Genomic DNA, 25,396 nt, shown 5'->3' on the forward strand with positions numbered 1-25,396 from the left:
TTTTAGTCGAAGAATTGTGCGGGCATGATTTTTTTACCTCTTCTGTATCTCTCGTGGCTGTAGTGCTTCAGGATTCATCGGGAATTACTGCATAATCTCAGATTCAATTATTCAATTATTCAATTATTCAATGACTGATCCATATTTTAACTCACACTTTCTGCGTTTGGAGTTTCACAAAGCGTACGAGCCTGTTATATCGAACAATGGATTGGTTTTTTATGGCTGGCCGCAGCACAGAGGTTTAGCATTTGGACTGCAGGTTGAACAAACTGTACCAGTCAGATATTTAGGTATTTTGGTGCCATGTGGTGCAAGCTTCAATAACCCGGTCAGGGATGTTCATTTTAAAAAAGTGCCAGACAGGGCTATTTATCTTCAAGAATCTGAACAGGGTGAACCGATAGACTTATCACACAGACTTGGAGCATACCGGCAAGCCGACCAAAATACTAAAATCCTTACCGCTCCATCTGAAGGAAGAATTGATCGGGTTTGGAGTATGAGAGATGAAGCGAATGCTCACTTATATTCTATCAATGCTAATCACACCCCACCTGCTTCAACACTGAAAGGCACTGCAGTAAATGAGTCGGATGTTAAAGCTTCTACTTCCGGCTCTGGTGAGTCTGTGACGATATCTCATGATAAGACGTACCAGAAGGCTGATGCCCAGTCCAAAAAACGGAAAGCTTGCCGTGAGCCAGATAAAGAACGGGTGTGTCGGCAAACTCGCAAACGGTCCGAAAAACGGAAGGCTTCCCAGAAGGCTTATGTACATTCCGAAAAAGGGAAGGCTACCCGAAAGGCTTACGAACGGTCCGAAAAGCGTAGGGCTGCCCAGAAGATTAATAATAAGATTTACAATCAGTCCGAAAAAGGGAAGGCTGTCCGACGGGCTTATGCGAAATCCGAGAAACGCAGGGCTTACCAGAGGGCATACCAGAGGGTTTACCAGAAGAGTTACTATCACGTTTTCAAAAAAACCGGTGATAGAGAGCAAGCAAGAATTGCTGCCAGGCAAGCGACTGCCTTTCAAAAAGAATTGGATAAAACAAAAAATAATGAGCTTTCATCGGTCTCTGTTTCTTAGCTTGTCGAAGTACGGTGGCACTATCCTTCGACAGCTCAGGATGAACGGGTATTAACGCCTGGGAGGCTGACCGAGAATAGCGCCCGTCTAGGCGACCCCGTAGCGAGGATGGCAGAAAATTGAGGATAAAAAGTCGGAAATTTTTAGTGAATAGTGGTTCTATTTGCTAAAAATTTCCGACTTTTTAGACCAATTTGCTGCCACCGCAGTAGGGCAGTCTATTCTCGGTCAGCCTCCTGGTTTTCAAACTGACTCAGTATCATAGCTATCCAAAGCTTCTGGCTTTTTGATAAGCACTTCGCTGGTGCATGCGCTCAAGGTAAGCGAGAGTATTAGTGCGTCCTTCCAGCACGCCTTGAGATTGGGCAATTTCAAGCATAAAGGTCATCATAATATCCGCTGCGCTAAAGGTATCGCCCGCGAAATAGGGTGAATTCGCCAGGGTGGATTCGATATACGAAAAATCCAGGGCAAGTTCTTTAGCAAGGTAGCCGTCCAGCGGTTGGGTACCGTCTCTTTGCTCCATCTGCAGTAGCAGATTGGCAATCAGAGGCAGGCTCAGAGAACCTTCGGCAAAATGCAGCCACTCCAGGTAGCGGTAATAGCCGGGCGTGCCAGCGTCCGGGCGCAGTCTCTTTTCGGTGTCCTGATCGAGAATGTACTCCATTACGGCACCGGACTCACACATCACCACGTCACCGTCCTCAATCACCGGAGCTTTATTGAGGGGGTGAATTTTTCCAAGGCTGGCAGGCGCTAAACGGGTACTCTCATCCCGTTGATAATGCACTAACTGATATGGCATTTGCAGTTCTTCCAAAAGCCAGATCACACGGGTCGAACGGGATGCATTCAAGTGATGTACAGTAATCATGGAAAACCCCTGTTAAGCCAGGTTGTCGGGACCGACACGAACTACAAGCTTGCCAAAGTTCTTGCCTTCAAGAAGACCAATAAAGGCTTCAACCGAGTTTTCCAGGCCGTCCACCAGATGCTCTTTGTAATGGATTTGTCCCTGAGACAGCCACTGTTGCATAGCAGCGAAAAACTCGGGATACCGGTGGCCATAGTCGTCAAATACAATGAAACCCTGCATTTTAACGCGCTTGACTAACAGCGTACCCATCAGTGCGGACATCCGGTCTGGCCCCTCCGGTAAGGCAGTGGCATTGTATTGGGAAATCAGGCCACATAAGGGAACTCGGGCGGAAGGATTAAGCAGCGGCATAACAGCATCAAAGACACGCCCACCGACATTCTCAAAATAAACATCAATACCGTCTGCACAGGCATTGGCCAGCTGTGCTGGTAAATCTTCTGAATAATGATCAAGGCAAGCGTCAAAGCCCAATTTCTTAACTGCGTAGTCACACTTTTCAGCGCCACCAGCAATACCGACCACCTTACATCCTTTTATTTTGGCAATCTGACCGACAAGGCTGCCCACAGCACCTGTGGCAGCTGCCACCACTACGGTTTCACCCGCTTCAGGCTGGCCAATATCCAGTAAGCCCATATAGGCTGTCAGCCCCGGCATACCCAGCACACCCAGGCCATACGAAGGCTTGACCAGCGTACTGTCAATTTTGACCAGGTCAGCGCCATTGGACACGCTGAAATCCTGCCAGCCGCCACCAGCAACCACCCAGTCACCCACGGCAAAATTGGCATTCCTGGAAAGCTCGACGCGACAAACACTGCCCCCAACCATCACCTCATTAATAGCCACCGGATCGGCGTACGACTTGGCATCATTCATCCGTCCACGCATATAAGGGTCGAGAGACAGATAGACCGTTCGCAACAATACTTCGCCCTCAGCCGGCTCAGGTTTGCTACTGCTGACTAACTTAAAGTTTTCAACTGTTGGTGCCCCCGAGGGTCTGGACGCCAGCAGGATTTGTCGATTGGTGTTTTGGGATTGGTTTAAAGTATCCACGGTTTACTCCATTAAAATATGTATTAGATGAATGGGGCAAAAGCTGAAGAAGAGTGCTTTTGCCAGAAGACCTCGATCAAAAATCGCACTGTGAGACAGGTAATGGCCAGGACAGTAAAATCAGTGCTTCAAACGTAAGACACTGGCTGGATAGCCTGCTTGATTAAGCGTAATCCGGCAAGCATTCTGAAGGTTACCGTCCTGAACATCAATGTCTGCAGTTTGCACCTGAGTAGTTAGTTAACGACTTAACAACCGGATCACCGCAACAGCCACTGCATGAGCACTCGCCGGATTCTGCCCGGTGATCACGCGATCATCTTCGATCACCAGCTCCTGCCATGGCTGAACTTTGTTGTAGCGGACGGCATTGCGAGCGAGAGATTCCTCAAGAAGGAATGGGATGTCATTGATGGTGCCGAAATCAATTTCTTCTTCACGGGTAAAGCCAGTGACCGATTTGGTGGTCAGTAACTTCTCACCTGAACTCAGTGTAATCGGTAATAACGCCGCAGGTCCGTGACAAACCGCAGCCAGAATCCCACCTTTTTCATAGTGACTGGCACTTAACCTGGCCACCGTCTCATTTGACGACAAATCAGACAGCAGGCCAAAACCTCCCGGATAGAAGACCGCGTCGTAATCATCAATGTTAATGTCTGAGGCCGGGATTGTGTTGTTGATACGGTTCTGGAATTCTTCATTACCCAGAACACGACTATTGATCTCATCACCATCAATATCGGTTCCATACAGTGGTGCCTGACCACCATGAATGGAGGTGATATCGTAGGTGCAACCATGCTCCATAAATACCTGTAAGGCATGGGTTAACTCGGGCGAGTATGTACCGTTGGCCTGATCAGTAGTACCCAGCGTTGCGTGATTGGTAACAGGAATCAGAATTCTTTTCATGGGGGTCCCTCTCTACCGACATGGATAACTATTCTTATGGCGACGACTATACTCCTGCCCCCGGGGTGATAATAGTGATTTTTTTAAATTCTTTCGCCCCTGACCACCTTCGTCTATCAAGTGGTGATATTTGCTGCAAATCTTTGCAAGAAACGCGAGGATGTTATCTTGCTTTCACAGGATTCAACATCCTGCATTAACTGTTCAATTTCTTTAGGGAATAATGTTATTGCCAATTGTCCCATGAGTCCTTCGATATCATTGAGGCGTTGAAAGGTTTTAGGTGAAAAGTCTTTTGGTTCCATCGTAAGTACTCGTTGTGACGTCCATATCTTTCTTATGTTGGATTCCGGGTTGAGCAGATCCCTTCGCAGTGATTGTGCAAGTGCAGGTTTGGTACATTGTTCAGACCATTTTCCAAACAGATCTATGATCTCTGAACTCTCAATTTCCTGTTGCTGTTTACCCGGGATGGCCGTGGGGATGCTCAATCTGATTTCGTCCAGTAACTGCGGCAGCCGTCTGTTGTCTCCATCAATCATCGCCAGCAAAAGTTCCGAACAGTGTTTATTAAATTCGGTCGCTGATAAAGCATTACTCTTCGCGACATGAACTTTGATGGTTCTGGTTTTTAATGGTTTTTCAAGCCAGAAAATAAGTTTATTGAAAAGAGTCCGGACGCTTTGCCAAATAGCGGTTTTCCTTCCATGAAATAACTTCCCGGCACTGGCTGCCCGGACGTTGTCTTTGTTGGGTAGAAATTTCTGTGGTGAGGGAGAGGTTGGTTTATTGACCGGGTCCATGGCTAATCCTCTTGCTTTATTATTCGGTACCGCTAAATTGATAGTAGTTTGATCTGAGCGTTGCTTTTCCTTCTGCATCGCCCTGTTTGTTTCATCGAAATGGTGTGTTTTGTACCGACATCATTTTTTGTTGTCGTGTATTGTTTAAAGCCAGATGACTCAGTTGCTTTTTATGATAATTTATCAATCTCATAATCTACAGTAGCGGGGCATAGTGCAGCAAATGGTGCAGCAAATGGTGCAGCAAATGGCGCAGCAAATGTTTCTGGCTACTTGAAGGATGCACGATTTTACCCTGGTCCAAAATACACTGAAATTGGTGATGCGCCTATGTACGCTATGCATAAAGAGAATCTGGTCGGTTGTCAGTGGGTGGAGTCACCTGTCGGGCGTCTCAACGTTATGGCCTCTGCTGATGGCGTTGTTTCTGTTAAACGTACCAATAATCATGGCTTGCAGGCTGAAGCCAGCACGGCTGAACATACATCAGTTGCCGTGCAACAGGCTATTAATGGTCATCTGGCTCAGGCCAGAGATGAGTTGGAGTCCTACTTTCGCGGAGAGTTGACCCGCTTCACAGTGGCGCTGGATCTTCGTGGTACCGACTTTCAGCAGCAGGTATGGAGTGCGTTACAGCAGATTGGCTATGGCAAGAGCTGTTCCTACCAGGATATTGCCAGCAGCATCCGTCGGCCCAAAGCGGTCAGGGCCGTGGGAGCCGCCAATGGTGCCAACCCGGTGGCGATCATTGTGCCCTGCCACAGGGTGATCGGAAAAAACGGTAAACTGACCGGTTATGCCTATGGGGTTGAGATGAAGAGGTATCTGCTGGATCTTGAGCAGGGTAATAGAAGGGAAGAGGTATAATCAGGGGATGTGGCTGGCTTTTCATGGTTAAGAAAAAGGCCAGCCAGGTAAGGGGTGCTGTCAGAGCCAGCCGCCCAGGTCTTTCCAGCGGTTCACAATGGTGCAGAACAGCTCAGCGGTTTTTTCCGTATCGTAACGGGCTGAGTGAGCCTCTGATTTATCAAAATCAATATCCGCTTCGACACAGGCTTTGGCCAGCACCGTTTGTCCATAGGCCAGACCGGCCAGCGTAGCGGTATCAAAGCAGGAGAACGGATGGAACGGATTCCGTTTCACATCACAGCGCTCAGCTGCCGCCATGACAAACCCCAGGTCGAACGACGCATTGTGTCCAACCAGTACTGCCCTGTTGCATCCCTGGCTTTTTACCGCCTTACGGACGGAACGGAAAATCTTGTTTATGGCCTCCTCTTCCGCCATGGCAATCCGCAGCGGGTGAAAGGGGTTAATACCAATAAAGTCGATAGCGGCCTGCTCAATATTGGCACCTTCGAATGGCTTGATATGGTACGACTCCGATGGGCCCGGGTGGATAAAACCGTGCTCATCCATTTCAATCACGGTGGCTGCAATTTCCAGCAGTGCATCTGTAGCGGCATTGAAGCCGCCGGTTTCCACATCGATTACCACAGGCAGAAAGCCGCGGAATCTGTTGGCCATGGAGTGGCTGTCATCGGCCCTCAAAGGCTTCTCCTTACTCATTAACTGTCAAAAAATACCGCAGGTTGCCACCAGGTTATTAGGGCAGCAAGAGTGGGATTTTTCCTCGGCTCACGGCTGCTTTAGCCAATGGCTATGATTTGAGCCGCCAGGATACGGTTTCTCCGGCTCTCAGAGGTTTCACCCGGTTATCACCGAAGGCAATGGATTCTGGCATGACCCAGTCCTCTTTCACCAGGGTAATGGTGTCCTGGTTTCTGGGCAGGCCATAGAAATCGGGGCCATTGAAACTGGCAAAGGCTTCCAGTTTATCCAGAGCGCCCATCATGTCAAAGGCCTCGGCATAGAGTTCAATGGCTGCCGGTGCTGTGTAGCAACCTGCACATCCACAGGGGGACTCTTTGGCACCAATGGCATGGGGAGCAGAGTCGGTTCCCAGGAAAAAGCGACGATTGCCGCTTACTGCGGCTTCCAGCAGCGCCTGCTGATGCCGGTTTCTCTTGAGAATTGGCAGGCAGTAATAATGGGGTTTGATACCACCAACCAGCATGTGGTTGCGATTATACAACAAATGATGGGCGGTAATGGTAGCCCCCAGGTTTTCTCCCCCTTCATTGACGAACCGGGCAGCATCAGCCGTGGTGATGTGTTCCATGATGATCTTCAGGGTCGGGAAGCGTTCTACCAGTTTAACCAGGTGGCGGTCAATAAAGGTCTTTTCCCGGTCAAAGATATCGATGTCGGCATCGGTAACTTCACCATGCACCAGCAATGGCAGTCCACACTCCGCCATGGTTTCCAAAGCGTCGTAAATGTTCTCGAGGTTTGTCACGCCGGCATCAGAATGGGTGGTTGCGCCGGCAGGATAGAGTTTCAGTGCCACCACATCACCCCGTTGATGGGCATTCAGGATAGTTTCAGGGGACGTTTTATCGGTCAGATACAACGTCATTAATGGTTGAAATGCCGAATCAGCAGATACCTGTTCGAGAATACGCGCCTTGTACTGGCTGGCCAGATCGGCATCCGTTACCGGTGGTACCAGGTTGGGCATAATGATCGCCCGGCCAAAGGTTCTGGCGGTGGCTGCCACCGTTTCCGTCAGAACATTGCCATCACGAAGGTGGAGGTGCCAGTCATCAGGGCGGGTAATGGTCAGTAATTGGCTCATTTTGGAAGGTACCTGTTCCGGTTATATATGATCGAACCGGATGGGCATCCTAGCGAAAAAAAGGCCATGTTGATAGTAGGGGCCTGAGAAAAGAGGCATAAAAGCAGCGCTTTAACCCGTATTTCTGGCCTTTTGATGTTATGATTCCCGGGCTTTATCTACACTGACTCCGGCTTAGGCCAAATAATGATGAAAGCGTCTTGGCGAAGCGCTATTTATGAATTATTATTCACAAAAAAAGAATATTTATCCTTCACTGTTGACAGATTCCTGTTGCGGTATGTCGTTGGAGTTGAGCAATGAAAAAAATTAATAAAGTGGTTCTGGCCTATTCCGGCGGCCTGGACACCTCAGTGATCGCAAAATGGCTGGAAGACACCTATCAGTGTGAAGTGGTTACCTTTACCGCGGACCTGGGGCAGGGTGAAGAGGTAGAGCCAGCCCGGGCCAAGGCAGAAGCCCTTGGCATTAAACAGATCTATATCGATGATCTGCGCGAAGAGTTTGTCCGTGACTTTGTCTTTCCCATGTTCCGTGCCAATACCATTTACGAGGGTGAATACCTGCTGGGAACCTCCATTGCCAGACCACTGATTTCCAAGCGCCTGATTGAGATTGCCAATGAAACCGGTGCCGATGCCATTGCCCACGGTGCCACCGGTAAAGGGAATGACCAGGTGCGATTCGAGCTGGGTGCTTATGCACTGAAACCGGGGGTTCAGGTGATTGCGCCCTGGCGTGAGTGGGACCTGAACTCACGGGAAAAACTGCTGGCTTACTGCGATGAGCACGGTATTGCGGTGGAGCGCAAGAAAGGCAAATCGCCTTACTCCATGGATGCCAACCTGCTGCATATCTCCTACGAGGGCGGCATTCTGGAAGACCCATGGGCGGAGCCGGAAGAAGAGATGTGGCGCTGGTCGGTAGCGCCTGAATCCGCCCCGGATGTGCCGACCTATCTGAATCTGAGCTATCACAAGGGGGATATTGTTGCCATCGATGGGGAGGCAATGACGCCAGCCCGAGTGCTTGCCTTCCTGAATCGGATTGGTGGTGAAAATGGCATTGGCCGTCTGGACATTGTTGAGAACCGCTATGTGGGCATGAAGTCCCGGGGCTGCTATGAAACGCCCGGAGGCACCATTATGCTTAAAGCGCACCGGGCCATTGAATCCATTACCCTGGACCGGGAAGTGGCCCACCTGAAAGATGAGCTGATGCCGCGCTATGCCAAACTGATCTACAACGGCTACTGGTGGTCACCGGAGCGGGAAATGCTCCAGAAGATGATTGATGAAAGCCAGGAGCCCGTGAATGGTGAAGTTCGCCTGAAATTGTATAAGGGCAATGTCACGGTGGTTGGCAGACGTTCTGATGACTCGCTGTTTGACGAAACTATCGCGACCTTTGAGGACGATGCCGGAGCCTACAACCAGGGGGATGCTGAAGGGTTTATTAAGCTGAATGCATTGCGGTTAAGGATTGCGGCGAATAAAGGACGAAAATTAGACTGAAAATGACAGGCCTGCATTTCGGGTGCAGGCCATTATCAGTATTATTGTATTAATCCACCTTTTACCAGGCTGTTCGGCCCTGTTGGGCTGAACTGATCAAAACAGGGCAACAGTTTATTTTCAACTAAACTACCCTCAGCAGTGTTCATCTTGCTCAGCTATTCTCGGACAGCCTCTTGGGAATGCTTCTGTCCCAGGCTTAATATTTATTCTAATATCGTCGTTTAATGAAGAAGATTTACAGATAATGTTCCGAACTTATCATAAATTAATGCAGACGACGGGAGGTACAAATTTCGCAGAATTACCTCTTGTGACTGATAGCACCACACCATCGAGGTCTCGCTATTCAGGTCGGGACTTATCAATACAAGAACCTGTTGAACTGACCCTCCCGCCCATTGATACCTCCGGACCCTCTCCAGAGGTAGCACTCTTAAAGAGAAAAGTGTCTCAAATTGCCGGTTCATCAGTGGATGAGAAATCAAAAAGAGGACGAGCAGAGCATGAAAATGAGCACCAGCACAATCCGTCGATTAACGCTTTAGAACAACTGAAGGTCCTTTGCCGGAAAAGAAACATCATCATCAAACCCACGTTAGATAAACTGATTCATTCCTGCCCGAATGAGTCGAAGATGCAACTGTTCTCTAAGCTAGGTATTTATTTTAGTCATTTGAACGATGCTGTTAAGAATACAGGTACGATTACCAGCATGCTATTGTGCGGAGAAGGGACCCAAAAAACGAAGCGAAAAATTAACCAGTTTTTGAGTACTGACGACTGTGATATCAAAGCAATTGCACTTTCTCCAGTTGTTAAATCCATTTCTTCTATCTGTCATGCTTATGGTTTTCCCAAAGCCGGGGACGTGGATGCTCTGCTGAAGCTACCGAACCTCCAGAAGAATGGCAAGCTTGACCGGAAACGACTGAGTTTTGTTTCTTCTACCAATCATGGTAAAGGCGTTCCCAAAATTGTGGAAGAACTGCTGAAAAGACAGGGTTTACGCATCAAATAAGTACTAATAATTACTCAAGTTTCCCATTGTCCCAGCCGGTTAAGGATGGAGAAGTTTTTTCTGTTTACTTCCTATTGAGCTTGTCCGACCAGTCGGGAAGCCGGGTTTACACCCTACTGTGAGATCACAACGCCTTTTACCTTGATCTTGAACTTTTGGTTGAAGAGGTTGTCTATAACCTTTTATAACTAATTTAGGTGTTTATATTATGTATGATGCTTCTGTATCTCATCTATCAAGTCAGAGATTTGCTGATGGTGCAACAACAGAATGTGCTGGTTGTAAGGGAGATCCTGTTGCAGAAAGTCCGGGCGAGGCAGGTGTTCAAGAGGTCGTGTCAGCTTTTGGCAGGCTTGTTACAAAACAACTTGAGCCAGTTAAAGACTCAATTAATCAGGTGAATCCTAAAAAAGTGAGTACGCTGGAAATTCTCGCCAGTGTTGCCAGTGATGGCAAACCAAAAAAAACAAATTTTGAACGAATTGTTTATGTGATTGAATCTGTGCCCAAAGAGAAGAGAGAGGCGGTATCGGCTTCATTAACCAGGTTGTTTAAAGCGAATAGAGTGGCAGGGGCTGAAGACATTAAAGAGCAGATAAGCCGTCTTTTCCAGTCTCATGGTGATTTTGAAGTACCTAATGAAATTAAGGGATTACAAAAGCAACAAGAGCTATTAGCGCAACAGTGGACAAAAGAAAGATCTGAATTTTTGGATAAATTAGAAAAACATGTCGATGAATTAGAGCCTGAATGGTTTGAGGATAGAACCGTTGTTAAGCGGGAGGGGGGAGCGTACAATGTCTCGATAGGCTACGGAGGCAAGAGGGAGTCAACGGATCTATTTTTGCATATTCCAGAGGGGGCAATAGACGGGGTTACCTGTAGAAAAAATGCAGTTACTTTTAAAGCAGGCATTATGCATGGCACTACCATGCAAAAGGAAGTCGACTTACTTATCCGTTCGCTTCGCAGAAAAGAACTTTCACATGCTGAGTGTGCCAGATTAGCGGATTACTCTACAACCAGGATGAGTATTTCCCTGAGGAGTGAACATCTATTTTCCGTGTATCTTTTACCTGAAGATAAAGGAGTTAAGATGGAAATTCTGCTACCGGGAGAAAACAGATTGGACTTGCCGTCCAGTGGTGATTTTAATACGAAAGTTCAGGCAAATATTGAGGATCAGAGAGTCTTCAGTGCTTTAAGCTATTGTCTTGGTAAAGGCGTTGAATTCTGTTTTGATCCAATGATAAACATGGATAATTTTCTGAAATATGAACTGATAACATTCAAGGGTGAAAAACAGGTATTCCTGGATGTGATGAGCCTGTTCATGAAAGCCAGATCTCCAAAAAATATTTCCGCTACCTCATTGATAGCTCATTGATATCTCATTTTTAATAATTAAATCTGTGAAATTGAAAAAGCAGGCCATACTGGGTAATCGGTTATACAATGAGGTCGTATAAAATGCCACCGGTGACCAGTCAGCCTGCTGTAAAAGTGCCTCAATCTTGCCGGAGTAAACAGCAGAAACTCCGCGCTGCCGGAGCGTTAGCCTCCTCAGCCAAGGTGCTTTCAGGTCGTTCAGGAAAACCCATTAGCATCAGGACAGTGGCATCATCGCCTAAACGATGCGCCATGAATCCAGAGCAGGCAAAGTTCAGAGAAATAGCAACGAATACAGTAGATATATTGAACGATCAAGCGATCAGATTACATGGCAAAACAATAGATCTTAAAGCAATCATTGACCGGTGTATTGACAATACCCGGTTCTATGCTCCCAACGACGCCATTACCCTTCAGCCCCGCGCAGGTTTCTTCTTTCCCGATACTGATATCCAGGTTATCAGGGAAACCTCTCTGGCAGCGTGTCACCGGCTTGTCAGGGAGGAAGGCAAAGACCACGTGGCTTGCCTGAATTTTGCCTCTGCTGTTCAGCCCGGGGGGATGTTCCGGGAAGGGACCAACACCCAGGAAGATAGCCTGGCAAGAGCCTCTGCACTGTTTGCTTCTCTGGACAGTGACACAGGAAAGCAGATGTATGCTTATAACAACCAATATCAATACACCAATCGAGGACTTTATTCTGATACGATCTTGTATTCACCGGATGTTCCAGTCTTTAAAGATGACAACGGCAATCCGGAAGAACCTTACCTGATCTCGTTTATCACCGCTGCGGCAGTGGACCTGCCTTATTGCAAAGGAATCAAGCAAAAGACTCTCCAGCAGACAATGTATAACCGTGCCAGAAAGATCCTGGCCGTCGCTGCCAATAATGGTGTGAAACATTTGATTCTTGGAGCCTGGGGCTGTGGGATCTTTGGCCATGATGCAGCTGATATTGCGCGGTTGTTCGCGTCTCTTTTGGCTGAGGATGACTTTAAAGAGCGGTTTGTCTCTGTGTCGTTTCCGATTACTGATCCGCAAATGCTGCGGGTGTTTAAAGGCCATCTGTCGTGAACAGGGTATAGAAGTCCTGGTGTTACGGAAGTGTTGGTGATCTTGTCAATGATCATACCTCTGTTCCTATCTGGCCTCGCATTTCGTGGAACCCGGTTTTATCCGTTTTCTTCTGCATACAAATCCTCTGAATCTTTGTCTTTTACTCGTGTGACGGGGATAAAAAGCAAATTTTGATGGTCTGAGGAAGCAAACAGGATCAGAGGTTTCAGAGCTATGAATATTGCCGGTGCAAGTCAGACGACAACAATTGACTATTTGTCGTTAAAGGGTAATCGAAAATCATTAACATCTGCAGAAGATGGGTCAGAAAAAGCTGCTGCTGTAAAGTTTCTTTCAAAGCTTGAATGCCTGTCATGTCAGGATGTATATGAAAAACCACTGTCTACTCGTTGCTGTGATAAAGTTTTATGCGCAGATTGCTACCTGTCACTTCCTGATCCCAAAAAATGTCCAATCCACAGGTTAGAGTTTAAGGGCTCAATTCAAGATGACTTAAAATGTCAAGATCGTATAATTAATAATCAAATAGAGGAAAGTGTAGGCCTTTTTAACGATGTTCCATCTACCGTCACAAGTATCGATAAGCGTAGAGGTAAGGCGCAGAATGACGCGATACAACTGATTAATTCCAGTGCCTCGCCAAGTACGGATAGAACCTGCCAGCCAGTCAGGCAAAATGAAATGGTGGAGAATACTGGAGGCTATGACAATGTAAATTCTTTGCCATCTTCAGAATCGGGTCATATTTCCTCTTCCTTTGGCAATAGAGCCTTCAACTTTCAAGCTTCAGGCCCTTACTCTGTGAACTCTTTTCCTGACATTGGTATGAGCATCCGATCAGCCGGTAATCTTCTCCATGTAGTAGCCGGAGATGGTATCAATCTTAATGGAAGACAGATTCGAGGTTCAAATCTTGTTATTCATAATGGTGAGGTTGTGTCTGGTCACAATGTAACGGTTACAACTCCGGGCCGTCAAAGAGCCCCTGTCAGCGAATATGAGTTTAGAGAAGATAATGTTGATTTTATTGATATACATACCAATCAGGGAGATATCCTTATCAAAGGACAATGCCCCGTAAACCAGCATCAGGTGTCAGTTATATCATCCAGAGCACCAAATCTCAGAAATAATAATCTGAGCCTCCATTGTAATGAAAATGTTCAGCTGAGAATCCCGGAGTCATTTGTTGGCGGAATGCAATTACATACTAATATGGGAGATATTGTTACCCATCGTAGCTACAGAATTAAATCCGGAGGAAGGCTTCATACCAATATGGGAGATATAAATGTTAAAGTTGATAGTTTGCTTGTCAATGCATGTGGAAGAACTAATTTGGGGGATAGTGTTGTAAATGTACAGAATCAATATGTTCATTGGGGGCGTCAGGTGTTAAATTGTGAAAGTAATGCGGGTGATGTTTATATATGTGATCAGGGTTAACCGAATATTTTTCTAAAACGCCCAAATTACCCCAAGTGTTTCATAAACGTTGTCACTGTTGTGCTGGCTATTACTTATTTTTCTTCATCAATACTTTTTTCCTTTAGCCATTTTTTCCAGAAATCCTTATCCCCTCTATCTGCAAATCGACTGTTCTTTGACCATTCTTTATGTTGGGACAGGAATTCGTTTATCATCTCATCCACTTTTTTAGTATCTTCATCACTGCTTGCTTCTGATTTTAAATTCATCATAAGAGTACTGTTTGGTAGTGGGTATTCAAAATGACCATTAGTGTATAGCTCTTTGATCTGAGTTATCAGGCGAATAACTGTCGATAACTGTTTACTATTTGTTGCACCCTCTTTAATCTTTTTTAACTGGTTTTCTAATGGTCTGATGACCCTTTTGACTTTAATTCCTGCATCAAATTGTAAACCTGCTATTGAATAGATCAGGCTTTTATCGGTGTTGCGGGTAATTAATTCATCAATGTCGTCGATGTTTTCCAAAATATCTTCAAGTCTGTCAGCAATGTTCATTTTCAGTGTTTCAAGAAGGTCAGATAACTGATCCAGTCGATCTTTATCAGGGGTCAATTCTTCAGGATTGATAGCTTTCAGTTTTTTAATTTGATCCTTTGCAAATCCAGTGTAGGATAAAAAATTTGTGTAAAATGTATCTTTATTTTCTCTTAATTCTGAAAAAAAGCCATCACTTCCCTCATATAAAATCAACTCGTCACTAATATGCAGTAAATCCAGAGCGGCAGGGTTATAGTTCAAGCACTGCCAAATAAATACAGGCAAAGAGCATATTATGATATCGATATCTTTTTCTGTATTTTTTTCAAACCTGTGGCACGTACCGCGAAATTCTGGCAGATATTTTTTTGATAATCTTTTTGTATCCAGGCTAAAGTCGTGAAATCGTTTAACCGGCTTGGTGTTTTTTGTAATTATATATAAATCAATATCGGAATAAGCGGTTGTAGTACAGTGCATACTGCTTCCATTAAAAGCAATTACTACAACATCATGGATGTTGATCGAATAAAATTTTAAAAGACTGAAAATTTCAGGGTTTTGTCCACGTAATAGCGATCTCATTACTACTGAATAAGACGAGTAGTTATTTTTTAATTTGATAGTGCTGATTTCTCTTTGAATTAAACGGGTGCATCGTCGTATATGATCAAGGGAGATGTCAGTATCTTTTGGCTCAGAATCCATTAATTCAATACACATTCTTTTGGCCATTTCAAGTGTATTGGTATATTCCAAAGAGGTGGAGCTGTCAGGAATTTCTTTGTCTTTTTCAAAAAACGAAACTGATTTACAGCTAAATGCAGGTAGTAGATGCTTTTCTTTTATATGCTGTTTTAATTCGTCCTTCGATGGGAAAAGGTTATTACAAAAGCATTGAACTCCTGAAGGTGTCATATACATGATCCTCAATATAATTACATCATTTCAAGATTACAGAATATGCGTCGCATGTATTTATAGTCCAATTATCACAAAATTTACTGAGAATTTACCATGAATACATTAGCAATTAATGCATTGCGCCCAGAGTTTGATAGTTATCAGCGTAACGAAACTCAAAGTAACGCTGTTAAACTATGGAATCGGATATGTCGGGCTTATTCGCCCAGGTATCAACACATTAAAACGGTTCTTACGGACAATTTGGTTGAATACTTTAACCAACATTTAACAGCTGATCACCTGTCGATCAATCGTCTTGTTTTTCCTGTATCAGATGACGCACTTAAAACCTTTTTGTCACACTATGATGCCATTGAACAACGTCGGTCCGGTTGCTCCGATTATCTATCCCGGCACAATTTACCTGAATCTGATTATGAAGAGGCTATTAGACAGCTGTACGATGGTGAAGAACAACCGACAGAGGTGAAAATTTTATTCGGTATCCAGGGAATGGGTAATGGTCATTTGACACGCTCTCGTCTTCTTGCCAAAGCATTGGCCGATCGTGGAGCCAAAGTTCAATATCTTGTTTCAGGTCGTCAGAAGAATAAACTTAATGATATGGAGGTGTTTGGTGATTATTTGCACCGCAATGGATTTACTGTTATATCGGAAAATGGCCGTTTGAAATTTTTTCAGACATTCATACATTTAATGCATGACAGCTTTGGATTTATACGTGATGTCTGGACGTTAAATGTGAAGGACTATGACCTTATTATCTCTGACTTTGAACCGGTCACGGCCTGGGCTGGGTATTTAGCTAACAAGGCAGTTGTTGGCTTTGGTCATCAGTATTCGTTTGATTTCGATGTCCCCATATTGCGGAGATTTTCCATTTCAAGGTTGGCGGTGAAACTCTTTGCTCCAGCCACAGAAACTATCGGGCTTCATTGGGTTAATTTTAACAATCAGTCCATCTTGCCTCCGATCATCGACACAACAATGCAACCATGCCCGGATAAAAATCATCTTGTTGTCTATTTGCCCTTTGAAAATCAGGATAATGTTGCTCATTTATTGAATAAATTTTCGGGATATCGTTTTAAAATTTATGGTCCCAGGGCACCGGAGGTTGTTGGTAATGCGGAGTTTTTTCAAATGAGCGTAAAAGGCTTTAAAGAAAGTCTACAGTCATCCAGAGGGGTGATTTGCAATTGTGGATTTACGCTTATCGCTGAATGCATGCACATTGGATTACCTATTCTGACTAAACCACTCAAGGGACAAATAGAACAATTATCCAATGCCTATACACTTGAAAATCGACAGCTGGCTGAAGTGTTCTATTGCCTGACTTATGAAAATCTGAAGAACTTTATAGAAACCGCCCAGCGTAAAGAGGCTAATCCATATCCCAATGTAGCGGATGCATTGGCCGGCTGGGTTGTTTCTGGTCGTAGAGAGACGGTTGCTGAATTATCTGAAAAGCTCTGGCAGAGTCAGCAAGCGAGGTGAACATATAAGTAGCCAGAAATATTCGATTCCATATGGCCAGCTACTTAGGGGTTATCGAAAAACGCAACCTAAATATTTCCCTGATAAAAATCCTTCTGAGCGGTAGAGACTTTTTCCAGGTAACGCCTGCTTTCTCCTCGAGGGTGTTTCTGTGTCAGCGCCCAATATACCTGGTTTGGCTTCAGGCCATTGATTTTCTGTATGGCGCGGTCACGGCTGTTGCGGTCAAAGGTGGCGAACACGTTACCAGCGCCGCCATTATAGGCGGAGATGATCGTATATTTCCGTGACAGTGGATCACGGATCTGCTTCAGGTAATGATTTTCCAGCAGCGACAGATACGCTGTTCCGGTATCAATATTGTTATTGGGCTGGAAGAGCCAGTTTTTGCTGGGCTGGCCGGGCAGTTTTTTAACCTTGTCAAACACATCCCGACCTGCCGTTTTGGGTATGATCTGCATCAGGCCATAGGCATTTGACGAGCTGACGGCATAGGGGTTGAAGCTGCTTTCCGTGCGATCCAGGGTTTCCACATGAACCTTACCGGAGTCAAAATCAACAAATACCCGGGTTCGGTAGTGGTTGGTGTATTTCACATACTCTTTACTGCTGGCCTTTTTCTCATCCCCCCCAGGCCACCCTGGCTTCCTTGATTAAGATGCGAACCAGTGCCTCAAAAGCAATGACGTCCTTTTCCCGGTCCATGGCAATGGCATTACCGGCAGGGCCAAGCTCCTTCAGTGCCGCGTTGGTAACGTAATTGGCGGCATGGCTATTGGCCTGCCCGGAAGAGCAACCGGTGATCAGAGGTGAAGATAACGCAGTCAATAAGATGAGGTGGTGAAGACGGGGCATTATGGCATCCATGTCGTTTATCGGTTCTGTGATTGCTTTTCTGGATTTTGTAGCCGTCCGGGTCCTCTGCAAACGTTATTGCCGAATCGAATACACTAAAGCAGAAGTATTAATTTTGAGCTGGGGTTTTATCGCAAGGCATTTATAAGATATTGAAATGTTACAATGAAGTGATATAAATCAATAGATTATTATATTTGTGGCACCGGTCGGGCATGGTTTGTCTGGAAGGCACCAGTGGCACCACCTTGGCGGCCCCACCTTGGCGGCCCCACCTGGTACATGATTCCAATGAATTTGATGGGTTGTCGTGCCTCTGCACTTCGTTCGTCCTGAGGCTGCCGAAGGACGGAAGCTCCGGACTCTGATAGATCGTGGCAAGCACCCTTCGACTCCGCTCAGGGTGAACGGAGATTGTACTCGCCAAATTCATTGAAACTATGCATTAGGCGGCCCCACCCATATTCACTCAGACACTATGCGCTATGGATTGGGAATTTCGCGGGTTTTATTCACCACCACCACCACCACCACCACCACCACCACCACCACCACCACAGCCACCATCACCGCCACCGCTGTCGCATCCGCCATGTCCACTGCTGTCGCATCCGCCATGTCTACTGCTGTCGCATCCGCCATGTCTACTGCTGTCGCATCCGCCATGTCTACTGCTGTCGCATCCACCATGTCCACCATCGTAGTATCCACCGCAATAATCGCTACTCAGCTGATGTGTGGCAAGTGCATGTGCTCTGCCCGAATAATTAAGATGGAATCTCAAGCCAAGGCCGGAAGTCAACTTATTCACATTCACAGTCATGTGCGGCTGATGAGTGATGACCACTCTGGAGTTAAGGGGGCGTGGATTTCGGTCACGATTGTCAGCGATATTAGTGTCGTCCCCTGGATTGTCATCGCGACAACAGGCAATGCATGCAGCGGCGATCGGGGTGGCTGAGGTGAGCCCGATTGTCGCACCCAGCCCGAAGCCGGTACCAAATGCCTCGATCGTTTTAGCACCAGCAAACAACGCAGTGATCCCACCGGCCGCACCACCTGCCAATGCACAAACACCGGCAGTAATCGGACAACAGGATTTGCACTCAGGGGGAAATAAATAGCGATCTATAAAAGTGCGATCTATAAAAGTGGATAGTGGCCCCATAGTGTTTTCCTCCATCAGAATTTTATTGTTATAAATTTGCACCTCACTATTTGACCTCCTTTTTTCTAAAAAGTTTCAAAAACTGCCGTCCTCGCTACGGGCGGGCACTATTCTCGACCAGCCTCTTAGCCGTTAAGCCCTTCAGACGCGGCTTTGGCTTGAATCAGCTCGATTTTGTAACCATCCGGATCTTCCACAAACGCTATTTCAGTGGTCCCCCCAAGCACCGGGCCTGGTTCCCGCGTAATTTTGCCGCCGGCCTTACGGATGGCATCACAGGTGGCATAAATATCATCAGCGCCCAGGGCAACATGGCCAAAGGCGTTGCCCAGATCGTACTGATCAGTGCCCCAGTTGTAGGTGAGTTCAATCACTGCCTGCTCAGACTCATCGGCATAGCCAACAAAAGCGAGGGTGTACTGGTACTGTTCGTTGTCGTGTTTTCTCAGCAGTTTCATGCCGAGAATTTCCGTATAAAACTCGATGGATCGATCCAGGTTACCAACACGCAGCATGGTGTGAAGAAATCGCATTTCAGGCTCCTTCAGGTTGCAGATATTAAAAAAGTAGTGATCAGGGATGTTTGGGGCGTTCTGACAGTTTGGTGGTTGGTTTCTTTTTCAGTGGCTTGCCGTCAATGGCAGCCTCTTTGATCTCAATGGTATAGGCCGTGCCTTTTTCTTCCTGCAGCAGCTTTACCAGAAAGTAGTCATGGTTTTTGGCAAACCAGATCCAGGTGGCCCGTTCATCACTGTCTCTGTGTATTTTGACTCTGACGGTTTTCAGGTTGCCAAGGTCCGTTTTTAATATCTCTTCACCTTCGATGGTGAATTGGCGTTGATAGACTTCATCGTCATCGGCAACGTCATAGCTTAGTGGTTGGCCATGGGCAGCCGCCAGATCCATACGCAGTTTCAGCTGGTAACTCAGGTTGTCCAGGGTTTCCGGTTTCAGGTCCATCGACCACTGCCGGTCCCCCTGTTGCCAGTTGACCTTATTGCTGGACCAGTCAAAGGTGGCATATTCCGTTGGTTTGTTGCCCAGCCCCGTTCTTTGTTGCACGTATTGGCTGGCGATCAGTTTTACACCTTGACTGGCAAAATGGCTGGTCTCTTTCATCCCGAAAAATGCCGCATCGGCACTGAACTCAAGGGTCCAGGTGCCATCAGCATTTTGTCTCAGGGATCTTTCGCCGGAGCCACCAAAGGGCATCCCCTTGATGGATGCTTTATAGGTTGCGGAGTATGGCTTGAGCGTGAAAGCGCTATCCGGTTTTTTCGTCTGGGAGGCAGCAAAGCCGGTATTGCCCGCCAGCACCAGGGTCAGGGCAAGTGCCGCTCTCAGAGTGCCCGGGCCATAGTTGCCGGGATGGGTTGTTATGGAATCTTTCATGCTCACTGTGTGGCGATGAAAAAGCGTATGAATCGGATTGATCATGCCAGTTCCAGGGCGTTTTCCTGCAGTTGATAGCCCAGTGGGTCAATAGGGTGGTCATCCAATAGCACGTTGTCACCCTTCAGTTGCAGCCTGCCGGAGGTGATCAGATGTACGGCCAGGGGGTAAATCTGGTGCTCCATGGCCTGGACACGTTGTTTCAGACCCTCTTCATTATCGCCGGGCCCGACACTCATTGAAGCCTGAATGATATGGGCACCGCTGTCCAGTTCTGGTGTGACAAAGTGAACAGTACAGCCATGGCGGTTTTTTTTATCCGCAAGTACCCGGCGATAGGTGCCAAGACCTTTGTATTCCGGGAGCAGGGATGGGTGAACATTGATCAATCTGCCAGCGAATTTTTCCACAAACTCGGGGCTTAGAATTTTCATATATCCGGCCAGTACCACCAGGTCCGGCTCAAAGCGGTTAACCTCTTCGACGAGTCTCTGGTCAAAGGCACCCCGGGAGGAAAAGATTTTGTAGTCCAGGCCAAGGGCAGCCACTTTGTGCTGTCTGGCCCTTTCCAGCCCGTAAGCCTCTGGTACGTTGCTGACGACCCCGACAATTTGATAACTGTAGTGATGTTCTTGATCCAGAAGTGCCTGAAGGTTACTGCCGTTGCCTGATAACAGAACGACAACTCGCTTTTTCTCGCTCACTGCTGTTTCCTGAATGCTTTCAATGGTTTTGTGATTGGAATCCGGTTGGCCAGAGTGACATGGCACCCGGGCCAGATATTGGTCAGGACGGTTAGTGAAATACCACAGGATCGCCATCGCTGTCTGCGGATTCAATATGGCCGATAATGACGCTTTCTTCTCCCAGCGCTTCCAGACGCCTGATTGCCTGCTCACGATGGTTTTGTGGGATGCAGAGCACCATACCGATACCACAGTTGAAGGTACGGTACAGTTCAAAGGTCTCAATATTGCCTTTTTCCTGCAGGAAACGGAAGACGGCCGGGATTTCCCAACTCTGTGTGTTGATCACCGCACGACAGCCTTTGGGAATAACCCTTGGCAGATTCTCTGGCAAGCCGCCCCCGGTGATGTGGGCCATGGCGTGGATCGGCAGTTCCTTTTGCAGCTGCAGCAGTGATTTGACGTAAATGCGGGTTGGTGCCATCAGGTGTTCTGCCAGAGGCTTGCCTGCCAGCGGGGCGCTGAGGTCTGAACCGGCTACTTCCAGAACCTTGCGGATCAGTGAGTAACCGTTGGAGTGTGGTCCGCTGGATTTCAAACCGATTAACACGTCACCGGGGGAGACGTTGCTGCCATCAATGATTTCAGACTTTTCAACCACGCCGACACAGAAACCCGCCAGATCGTAATCGTCACCCTGGTACATCCCGGGCATCTCCGCCGTTTCACCCCCGATCAGGGCGCAGCCAGACTGTTCACAGCCTTTGCCAATCCCGGTGACCACGCGTTCAGCCACATCGACATTTAATTGGCCGGTGGCGTAATAGTCCAGAAAGAACAGCGGTTCGGCACCACAAACCAGCAGGTCGTTGACGCACATGGCCACCAGATCGATGCCAATATGGTCATGCATCCCCAGGTCCATGGCCAGCTTCAGTTTGGTACCCACGCCATCGGTGCCGGAAACCAGAACCGGTTCTTTATACCCGGCTGGCAGTTGGCACAGCGCTCCAAAACCGCCCAGGCCACCCATTACCTCAGGGCGGGAGGTGGCCTTTGCTACCTGTTTAATGCGCTCAACCAGAGCGTTGCCAGCGTCGATATCGACACCTGCATCCTTGTAACTCAGGGAGGTTCTGGAATCCGATTTGTTCATTGATATCAATCCGCTTGTTGCCAGAGCTTGTTACCACCGGCGGTGCCGACAGTGTTTTAATCCGGACTGTTCACTGACCGGGGGCGGTGTTCAGTCCAACACGGTTTGGGTGGATGAAGGCGGCTATTCTAGGAGGCTGCGGTATTTATCGCAATGCTGTTACCGCATTGTCGCTGATGTCTGGTGGTAATTTTTGGTAATTTGGATCTGATTTCAGGGTTAGAAGTGATTACCATAGTGCATTTTCAATGCCCGCAGTTGTCCAGACGTTGGCAAATGCAGTATTTTTTGCCGGATTTATGGCAGAATGATGTTCATTTGATTTTTATGTACAGGATTTTATTGATGCCTGTGGCTAAGCGATGCAACGCTCTCCTGCAAAACCTGATCAGTCCGCTGACCTTCTTGTCTGCCCCTGAAGCCCGTTCAGCCGTTAAGGCGGCCACTCTGGTGGTGGGTCTTCTGGTATTTTCCATATTGCCTGAAAATACCCATGCAGCCTTGGTCAAAGGGTTATACAGTCAGGAAGTGCCAGTGTCCGGACAAAGTTATCAGGAGCGGGCGGATGCCATGTCCCAGGCTCTGGCGGAGGTGCTGGTGAAAGTGGCTGGACAGCGTGAGGTACTGGCCAACAGTGTGGTAAAAAGTGCACTGGCCAAGCCGGAAGCCTATATTCGCAAGTTTGGTTTCCGCAGCTCTTCTGCTGATCAGGCGTCCTCCCTCAACCGTCAGCAGTATTTGCAGGCGGTATTTGATGACCAGGCAATTAACCGCCTGCTGCGCAGTGCCGGTGTTGCCATCTGGGGACAGAGCAGACCATCGACACTGGTGTGGCTGGCGATGGAGAGCGGTGGGCAGCGCTCAATCGTCAATGCTTCAGGGACACTACCCGCGGTGTTTGCCGAGAGCTTTCAGGGGCGGGGCTTGCCGGTACTCTTTCCTTTGATGGACTTTGAAGATGCCGGGGCGATTTCAACTGTTGATGTATGGGGCGGCTTTACCCACAAATTGCAGGACGCTTCCCGGCGTTATGGTTCTGAATCGATTCTGACCGGGCGTTTGTCCCGTGCTCTGTCACCGGACGCTCTGGCGCAAAACGAACGCTACAATGGTCGGTTGACGCTGATATTCCGGGGAATGAGTCAGTCTGTGGCGGTTAATGGCCTGGATGCTGTTGCGTTGACACAGCTGGCCGCTGATCTGGTAGGCACAACCTTGTCCCGTCACTATGCCATTAATGTCTCCGATGCCAGTGGCAAGACTCTGCTGGTGGTTGAGAATGTTGCCAGTCTGGACGATTATGCCGCCCTGAATAAATACCTTGAGCGGATAACCGCCATTCGTGATGTGTCTGTTCATCGGGTGGCAGGTTCAACGATTGAGTTGGAGCTGGTTATTGATGGCTCTGAAAGCCAGTTGGCCGATGCCCTGGCCCTGGGTCGAAACCTCCGGCCGGTTGCACCGGGTTCTGACTCTTCGGCAACTATGCGCTACAGTTGGTCCTACTGACAGGCTCCTGACTGTTTGCCGTCAGAGTTACGCTATGCGGTGGTCCATGTGATTAGTAGTGATAGTTCTTGCACAACCGGCTGGAGTTATTTGCGGTATCAAAGCAATACCGGGGATGCACAGGTTGTAGCTCCTGTAGCCAGAAATACTAAACCATTATCGTGTTTTAGCCGGTCACTTTGGTCTCTGGAAAATACCCCGACCTGCCCTGGCTTGAGCAATCGTTTTTCAGAGATTGGTGAACCGGTCAGAAGGTCGGTTTCCTTACCCGATTTGACCATTTGCCCCTGTGAAAATAATGAACCTTCCAAGTGTGGCAAAAAGAGGATGCCAGCGCTTTTGTCGCAGGGGGAGGCAAAGCAGTGGGGCAGGGAGTCTGAGTTAAATAGTGATGGAGGTCATGCTGCCGAATGTTTACTCACCGCTATCGAAAATAATGATAGTGAAGTGGTCCAATCCCTAATCCACGAGCCTCTTCTTGATTTTAATATGGAGGTAATCAGTAAAACTTCGCGTCGTTGGTGTACTCCTTTAATGCTGGCGATTGAAAGAAATTTTCTGGAGCTTGCCAGGATTATACTCAAGGTTGAGACGGTTGAGATTAACAGGGTTTTGGGTTCGAATGCTTTGCATGTGGCGGCACAAGAGGGTAATGCCGATGCTGTAGATCTGCTAGTGCGTTCAGGGGCAGACGTTAATGCCCGGGATGTGAATGGCTGGACAAGCCTGATGAAAGCCTGCAAGACAAAAAATGAGGATATTGTCAGATTGTTGCTTGATTATCAGGCAGATGTGACATTGGTTAATCTGTTCGAATTATCGGCCCTCAATATACTGGTTAATGATGATGGTGCTGAGAGACCCGATCTACTGGTGTTGCTGATTGAACATGGGGCTCCTGTTGATCAATGCGACATGAATGCCTGGTTTCCGCTGATAATAGCCATCAAGAATGGGTGCTTGCAGTATATTCGAGTTTTGCTGGGTGAAGGCTGGGAAAAAGCGACCTGTCAAAACGAAGGGCTGGTTTTTTTGTTTGCAGCTGTGTATGGGAATGAGTCCGTACTCAGGTATTTGTACGACAAAATGCCGAAGAACTTTTTGTCGTTTAAGGATGTCGATAAGTATTGCTCATTGCGAGGCATTGATGTTTCTCACTACAAGACGGTATTAACATTATTAAAAGAAAGGTATGGGGATCTTTTATCGCCTGAACTACCAGAAACTTTTTTTTCTCTGAAAAGCCAGTGTCGTCGAGTCATTCAACGACAGATGTTAGATAGAGGTTTTGATCAGCTTCCCCTGTCGGCAAATTTGAAAAACTATTGTGCTCAGACTCAATTACCCATCCTTGTGGATAACGAGGAAGAACTCCGGGCCTTTTATAGATCTGAATATGAAACTGAAGATCGTGAAGATTGGTTCCTGACATGGGGCAGTCCATCTCCGGTTGATTCTGTGGATTGGTTTCATGAAGAATCCTGGGGTATATAACTATCGCCTTTGAAGTTACTACTTGCTTATAGGCCTGCCCAAGGCCGAGATAATTATGGTACTCTTGCACCACCTGCATAGAAACGACAAGGCCAGCAATCTTTGCCATGCCGGAGCAGCCGAAGAGAAAGACTGATACACTTTTGTTGTCCTGTTGTTGTCATACTCTTTCTCTGTTAACAAACAGCCCATATAAGTAGTTGGCCAAATGGAATCGTATATTTCTGGCTAAGTGGGCAGTTACTATGCAAGGCACAACGTAGGGAGCATAGCCGTAGCTATGT

At 47.2% G+C, this 25,396-nt stretch carries 25 protein-coding genes; 11 read left to right on the top strand and 14 right to left on the bottom strand.

Annotated elements, in window-relative coordinates; genetic code table 11:
- The first annotated feature begins 130 nt into the window (after nt 1-130).
- Complete coding sequence (locus ACO6UY_RS21060; RefSeq protein WP_422450976.1) at nt 131-1,093, top strand: hypothetical protein; 963 nt, start codon at nt 131-133, stop codon at nt 1,091-1,093.
- Nucleotides 1,094-1,358: 265 nt separating this feature from the next.
- Here the strand turns inward: ACO6UY_RS21060 and ACO6UY_RS21065 are convergent, their stop codons facing one another.
- The 4 genes from ACO6UY_RS21065 to ACO6UY_RS21080 all read right to left on the bottom strand — a co-directional run bounded on the left by ACO6UY_RS21065 (nt 1,359) and on the right by ACO6UY_RS21080 (nt 4,828).
- Nucleotides 1,359-1,967 (bottom strand): glutathione S-transferase family protein, encoded by a 609-nt coding sequence (locus ACO6UY_RS21065; RefSeq protein ID WP_422450977.1) that lies wholly within the window; start codon nt 1,965-1,967, stop codon nt 1,359-1,361.
- A 12-nt stretch (nt 1,968-1,979) separates the two neighbouring features.
- Entirely contained in the window at nt 1,980-3,032 is a 1,053-nt protein-coding gene (locus tag ACO6UY_RS21070) for an NADP-dependent oxidoreductase (protein WP_422450979.1), read from the bottom strand.
- A 240-nt stretch (nt 3,033-3,272) separates the two neighbouring features.
- A complete protein-coding gene (locus ACO6UY_RS21075; RefSeq protein WP_422450980.1) occupies nt 3,273-3,947 on the bottom strand; it encodes a type 1 glutamine amidotransferase domain-containing protein in 675 nt (224 codons plus the stop codon).
- Nucleotides 3,948-4,063: 116 nt separating this feature from the next.
- Nucleotides 4,064-4,828, bottom strand: a complete 765-nt coding sequence (locus tag ACO6UY_RS21080; protein WP_422450982.1) for a hypothetical protein — start codon at nt 4,826-4,828, stop codon at nt 4,064-4,066.
- 252 nt (nt 4,829-5,080) lie between these two features.
- Between ACO6UY_RS21080 and ACO6UY_RS21085 the strand changes: the two genes are divergently transcribed.
- Complete coding sequence (locus ACO6UY_RS21085; RefSeq protein ID WP_422450984.1) at nt 5,081-5,617, top strand: methylated-DNA--[protein]-cysteine S-methyltransferase; 537 nt, start codon at nt 5,081-5,083, stop codon at nt 5,615-5,617.
- A 60-nt stretch (nt 5,618-5,677) separates the two neighbouring features.
- On the opposite strand, the gene rnt is transcribed toward ACO6UY_RS21085, so the two are convergent.
- A complete protein-coding gene (gene rnt / locus ACO6UY_RS21090; RefSeq protein WP_209278595.1) occupies nt 5,678-6,277 on the bottom strand; it encodes a ribonuclease T in 600 nt (199 codons plus the stop codon).
- 133 nt (nt 6,278-6,410) lie between these two features.
- Nucleotides 6,411-7,448 (bottom strand): dihydroorotase, encoded by a 1,038-nt coding sequence (gene pyrC, locus ACO6UY_RS21095; protein ID WP_422461867.1) that lies wholly within the window; start codon nt 7,446-7,448, stop codon nt 6,411-6,413.
- Between the two features lie 299 nt (nt 7,449-7,747).
- Here pyrC and ACO6UY_RS21100 point away from each other — a divergent pair, with 299 nt between their 5' ends.
- The 5 genes from ACO6UY_RS21100 (at nt 7,748) to ACO6UY_RS21120 (ending at nt 13,901) form a co-directional block, all read left to right on the top strand.
- On the top strand, nt 7,748-8,962 hold the full coding sequence (locus ACO6UY_RS21100; protein ID WP_422461868.1) for an argininosuccinate synthase: 1,215 nt from the start codon (nt 7,748-7,750) through the stop codon (nt 8,960-8,962).
- Between the two features lie 313 nt (nt 8,963-9,275).
- The gene (locus ACO6UY_RS21105) at nt 9,276-9,983 is read left to right on the top strand and encodes a hypothetical protein (RefSeq protein ID WP_422450989.1); all 708 of its coding nucleotides are present in this window, start codon (nt 9,276-9,278) and stop codon (nt 9,981-9,983) included.
- 208 nt (nt 9,984-10,191) lie between these two features.
- On the top strand, nt 10,192-11,370 hold the full coding sequence (locus tag ACO6UY_RS21110) for a hypothetical protein (protein WP_422491130.1): 1,179 nt from the start codon (nt 10,192-10,194) through the stop codon (nt 11,368-11,370).
- Between the two features lie 254 nt (nt 11,371-11,624).
- Nucleotides 11,625-12,452, top strand: coding sequence for a TIGR02452 family protein (locus ACO6UY_RS21115; RefSeq protein ID WP_422451125.1), 828 nt, complete (start codon nt 11,625-11,627; stop codon nt 12,450-12,452).
- A 216-nt stretch (nt 12,453-12,668) separates the two neighbouring features.
- Nucleotides 12,669-13,901 carry a hypothetical protein gene (locus ACO6UY_RS21120; protein ID WP_422450992.1) on the top strand — a complete coding sequence of 411 codons (1,233 nt, stop codon included), beginning with the start codon at nt 12,669-12,671 and terminating at the stop codon, nt 13,899-13,901.
- Nucleotides 13,902-13,975: 74 nt separating this feature from the next.
- Here ACO6UY_RS21120 and ACO6UY_RS21125 read toward each other — a convergent pair whose 3' ends face one another.
- On the bottom strand, nt 13,976-15,343 hold the full coding sequence (locus tag ACO6UY_RS21125) for a hypothetical protein (RefSeq protein ID WP_422450994.1): 1,368 nt from the start codon (nt 15,341-15,343) through the stop codon (nt 13,976-13,978).
- Nucleotides 15,344-15,442: 99 nt separating this feature from the next.
- On the opposite strand from ACO6UY_RS21125, the gene ACO6UY_RS21130 reads away from it, so the two are divergent.
- Nucleotides 15,443-16,852 carry a glycosyltransferase family protein gene (locus ACO6UY_RS21130; RefSeq protein WP_422450996.1) on the top strand — a complete coding sequence of 470 codons (1,410 nt, stop codon included), beginning with the start codon at nt 15,443-15,445 and terminating at the stop codon, nt 16,850-16,852.
- A gap of 68 nt (nt 16,853-16,920) precedes the next feature.
- On the opposite strand, the gene ACO6UY_RS21135 is transcribed toward ACO6UY_RS21130, so the two are convergent.
- The 3 genes from ACO6UY_RS21135 to ACO6UY_RS21145 all read right to left on the bottom strand — a co-directional run bounded on the left by ACO6UY_RS21135 (nt 16,921) and on the right by ACO6UY_RS21145 (nt 18,418).
- Nucleotides 16,921-17,448, bottom strand: coding sequence for a murein transglycosylase domain-containing protein (locus tag ACO6UY_RS21135; RefSeq protein WP_422450998.1), 528 nt, complete (start codon nt 17,446-17,448; stop codon nt 16,921-16,923).
- Nucleotides 17,449-17,473: 25 nt separating this feature from the next.
- The gene (locus ACO6UY_RS21140) at nt 17,474-17,719 is read right to left on the bottom strand and encodes a hypothetical protein (protein ID WP_422491131.1); all 246 of its coding nucleotides are present in this window, start codon (nt 17,717-17,719) and stop codon (nt 17,474-17,476) included.
- A 471-nt stretch (nt 17,720-18,190) separates the two neighbouring features.
- Entirely contained in the window at nt 18,191-18,418 is a 228-nt protein-coding gene (locus ACO6UY_RS21145) for a hypothetical protein (protein ID WP_422491133.1), read from the bottom strand.
- Here ACO6UY_RS21145 and ACO6UY_RS21150 point away from each other — a divergent pair.
- On the top strand, nt 18,396-18,668 hold the full coding sequence (locus ACO6UY_RS21150; protein ID WP_422461873.1) for a hypothetical protein: 273 nt from the start codon (nt 18,396-18,398) through the stop codon (nt 18,666-18,668). The two genes, ACO6UY_RS21145 and ACO6UY_RS21150, sit on opposite strands and share 23 nt — an antisense overlap.
- 332 nt (nt 18,669-19,000) lie before the next feature.
- On the opposite strand, the gene gloA is transcribed toward ACO6UY_RS21150, so the two are convergent.
- From gloA to purM, 4 genes are read right to left on the bottom strand one after another with little or no spacing between them, the layout of a single operon-like run.
- Nucleotides 19,001-19,408 (bottom strand): lactoylglutathione lyase, encoded by a 408-nt coding sequence (gloA, locus tag ACO6UY_RS21155; protein ID WP_163372178.1) that lies wholly within the window; start codon nt 19,406-19,408, stop codon nt 19,001-19,003.
- Between the two features lie 40 nt (nt 19,409-19,448).
- The gene (locus ACO6UY_RS21160) at nt 19,449-20,312 is read right to left on the bottom strand and encodes a DUF3108 domain-containing protein (RefSeq protein ID WP_422451005.1); all 864 of its coding nucleotides are present in this window, start codon (nt 20,310-20,312) and stop codon (nt 19,449-19,451) included.
- The gene (purN, locus tag ACO6UY_RS21165; RefSeq protein ID WP_422491135.1) at nt 20,309-21,088 is read right to left on the bottom strand and encodes a phosphoribosylglycinamide formyltransferase; all 780 of its coding nucleotides are present in this window, start codon (nt 21,086-21,088) and stop codon (nt 20,309-20,311) included. The genes ACO6UY_RS21160 and purN overlap by 4 nt, the downstream gene beginning before the upstream one ends.
- Complete coding sequence (gene purM, locus ACO6UY_RS21170; protein WP_422461875.1) at nt 21,063-22,109, bottom strand: phosphoribosylformylglycinamidine cyclo-ligase; 1,047 nt, start codon at nt 22,107-22,109, stop codon at nt 21,063-21,065. The genes purN and purM overlap by 26 nt, the downstream gene beginning before the upstream one ends.
- 345 nt (nt 22,110-22,454) lie before the next feature.
- Here purM and ACO6UY_RS21175 point away from each other — a divergent pair, with 345 nt between their 5' ends.
- Nucleotides 22,455-23,618 carry a DUF2066 domain-containing protein gene (locus tag ACO6UY_RS21175; RefSeq protein WP_422451010.1) on the top strand — a complete coding sequence of 388 codons (1,164 nt, stop codon included), beginning with the start codon at nt 22,455-22,457 and terminating at the stop codon, nt 23,616-23,618.
- 213 nt (nt 23,619-23,831) lie between these two features.
- Complete coding sequence (locus tag ACO6UY_RS21180; protein WP_422491137.1) at nt 23,832-25,112, top strand: ankyrin repeat domain-containing protein; 1,281 nt, start codon at nt 23,832-23,834, stop codon at nt 25,110-25,112.
- Nucleotides 25,113-25,396 lie beyond the last annotated feature (284 nt).

Origin of the sequence: Endozoicomonas sp. ALE010, assembly GCF_049310165.1 — a bacterium.
Lineage (GTDB): Bacteria > Pseudomonadota > Gammaproteobacteria > Pseudomonadales > Endozoicomonadaceae > Endozoicomonas.

Bases quoted from the DNA above. Each gene is read 5' to 3' on its own strand.
- ACO6UY_RS21115 (WP_422451125.1), top strand. From the start codon at position 11,625: ATGAATCCAGAGCAGGCAAAGTTCAGAGAAATAGCAACGAATACAGTA.
- ACO6UY_RS21160 (WP_422451005.1), bottom strand. From the start codon at position 20,312: ATGATCAATCCGATTCATACGCTTTTTCATCGCCACACAGTGAGCATG.
- ACO6UY_RS21150 (WP_422461873.1), top strand. From the start codon at position 18,396: ATGTCCACCATCGTAGTATCCACCGCAATAATCGCTACTCAGCTGATG.
- ACO6UY_RS21125 (WP_422450994.1), bottom strand. From the start codon at position 15,343: ATGACACCTTCAGGAGTTCAATGCTTTTGTAATAACCTTTTCCCATCG.
- ACO6UY_RS21100 (WP_422461868.1), top strand. From the start codon at position 7,748: ATGAAAAAAATTAATAAAGTGGTTCTGGCCTATTCCGGCGGCCTGGAC.
- ACO6UY_RS21175 (WP_422451010.1), top strand. From the start codon at position 22,455: ATGCCTGTGGCTAAGCGATGCAACGCTCTCCTGCAAAACCTGATCAGT.
- ACO6UY_RS21065 (WP_422450977.1), bottom strand. From the start codon at position 1,967: ATGATTACTGTACATCACTTGAATGCATCCCGTTCGACCCGTGTGATC.
- pyrC (WP_422461867.1), bottom strand. From the start codon at position 7,448: ATGAGCCAATTACTGACCATTACCCGCCCTGATGACTGGCACCTCCAC.
- ACO6UY_RS21080 (WP_422450982.1), bottom strand. From the start codon at position 4,828: ATGCAGAAGGAAAAGCAACGCTCAGATCAAACTACTATCAATTTAGCG.
- ACO6UY_RS21140 (WP_422491131.1), bottom strand. From the start codon at position 17,719: ATGGATGCCATAATGCCCCGTCTTCACCACCTCATCTTATTGACTGCG.
- rnt (WP_209278595.1), bottom strand. From the start codon at position 6,277: ATGGCCAACAGATTCCGCGGCTTTCTGCCTGTGGTAATCGATGTGGAA.
- purN (WP_422491135.1), bottom strand. From the start codon at position 21,088: ATGGCGATCCTGTGGTATTTCACTAACCGTCCTGACCAATATCTGGCC.
- ACO6UY_RS21130 (WP_422450996.1), top strand. From the start codon at position 15,443: ATGAATACATTAGCAATTAATGCATTGCGCCCAGAGTTTGATAGTTAT.
- ACO6UY_RS21120 (WP_422450992.1), top strand. From the start codon at position 12,669: ATGAATATTGCCGGTGCAAGTCAGACGACAACAATTGACTATTTGTCG.
- gloA (WP_163372178.1), bottom strand. From the start codon at position 19,408: ATGCGATTTCTTCACACCATGCTGCGTGTTGGTAACCTGGATCGATCC.
- ACO6UY_RS21075 (WP_422450980.1), bottom strand. From the start codon at position 3,947: ATGAAAAGAATTCTGATTCCTGTTACCAATCACGCAACGCTGGGTACT.
- ACO6UY_RS21060 (WP_422450976.1), top strand. From the start codon at position 131: ATGACTGATCCATATTTTAACTCACACTTTCTGCGTTTGGAGTTTCAC.
- ACO6UY_RS21110 (WP_422491130.1), top strand. From the start codon at position 10,192: ATGTATGATGCTTCTGTATCTCATCTATCAAGTCAGAGATTTGCTGAT.
- purM (WP_422461875.1), bottom strand. From the start codon at position 22,109: ATGAACAAATCGGATTCCAGAACCTCCCTGAGTTACAAGGATGCAGGT.
- ACO6UY_RS21085 (WP_422450984.1), top strand. From the start codon at position 5,081: ATGTACGCTATGCATAAAGAGAATCTGGTCGGTTGTCAGTGGGTGGAG.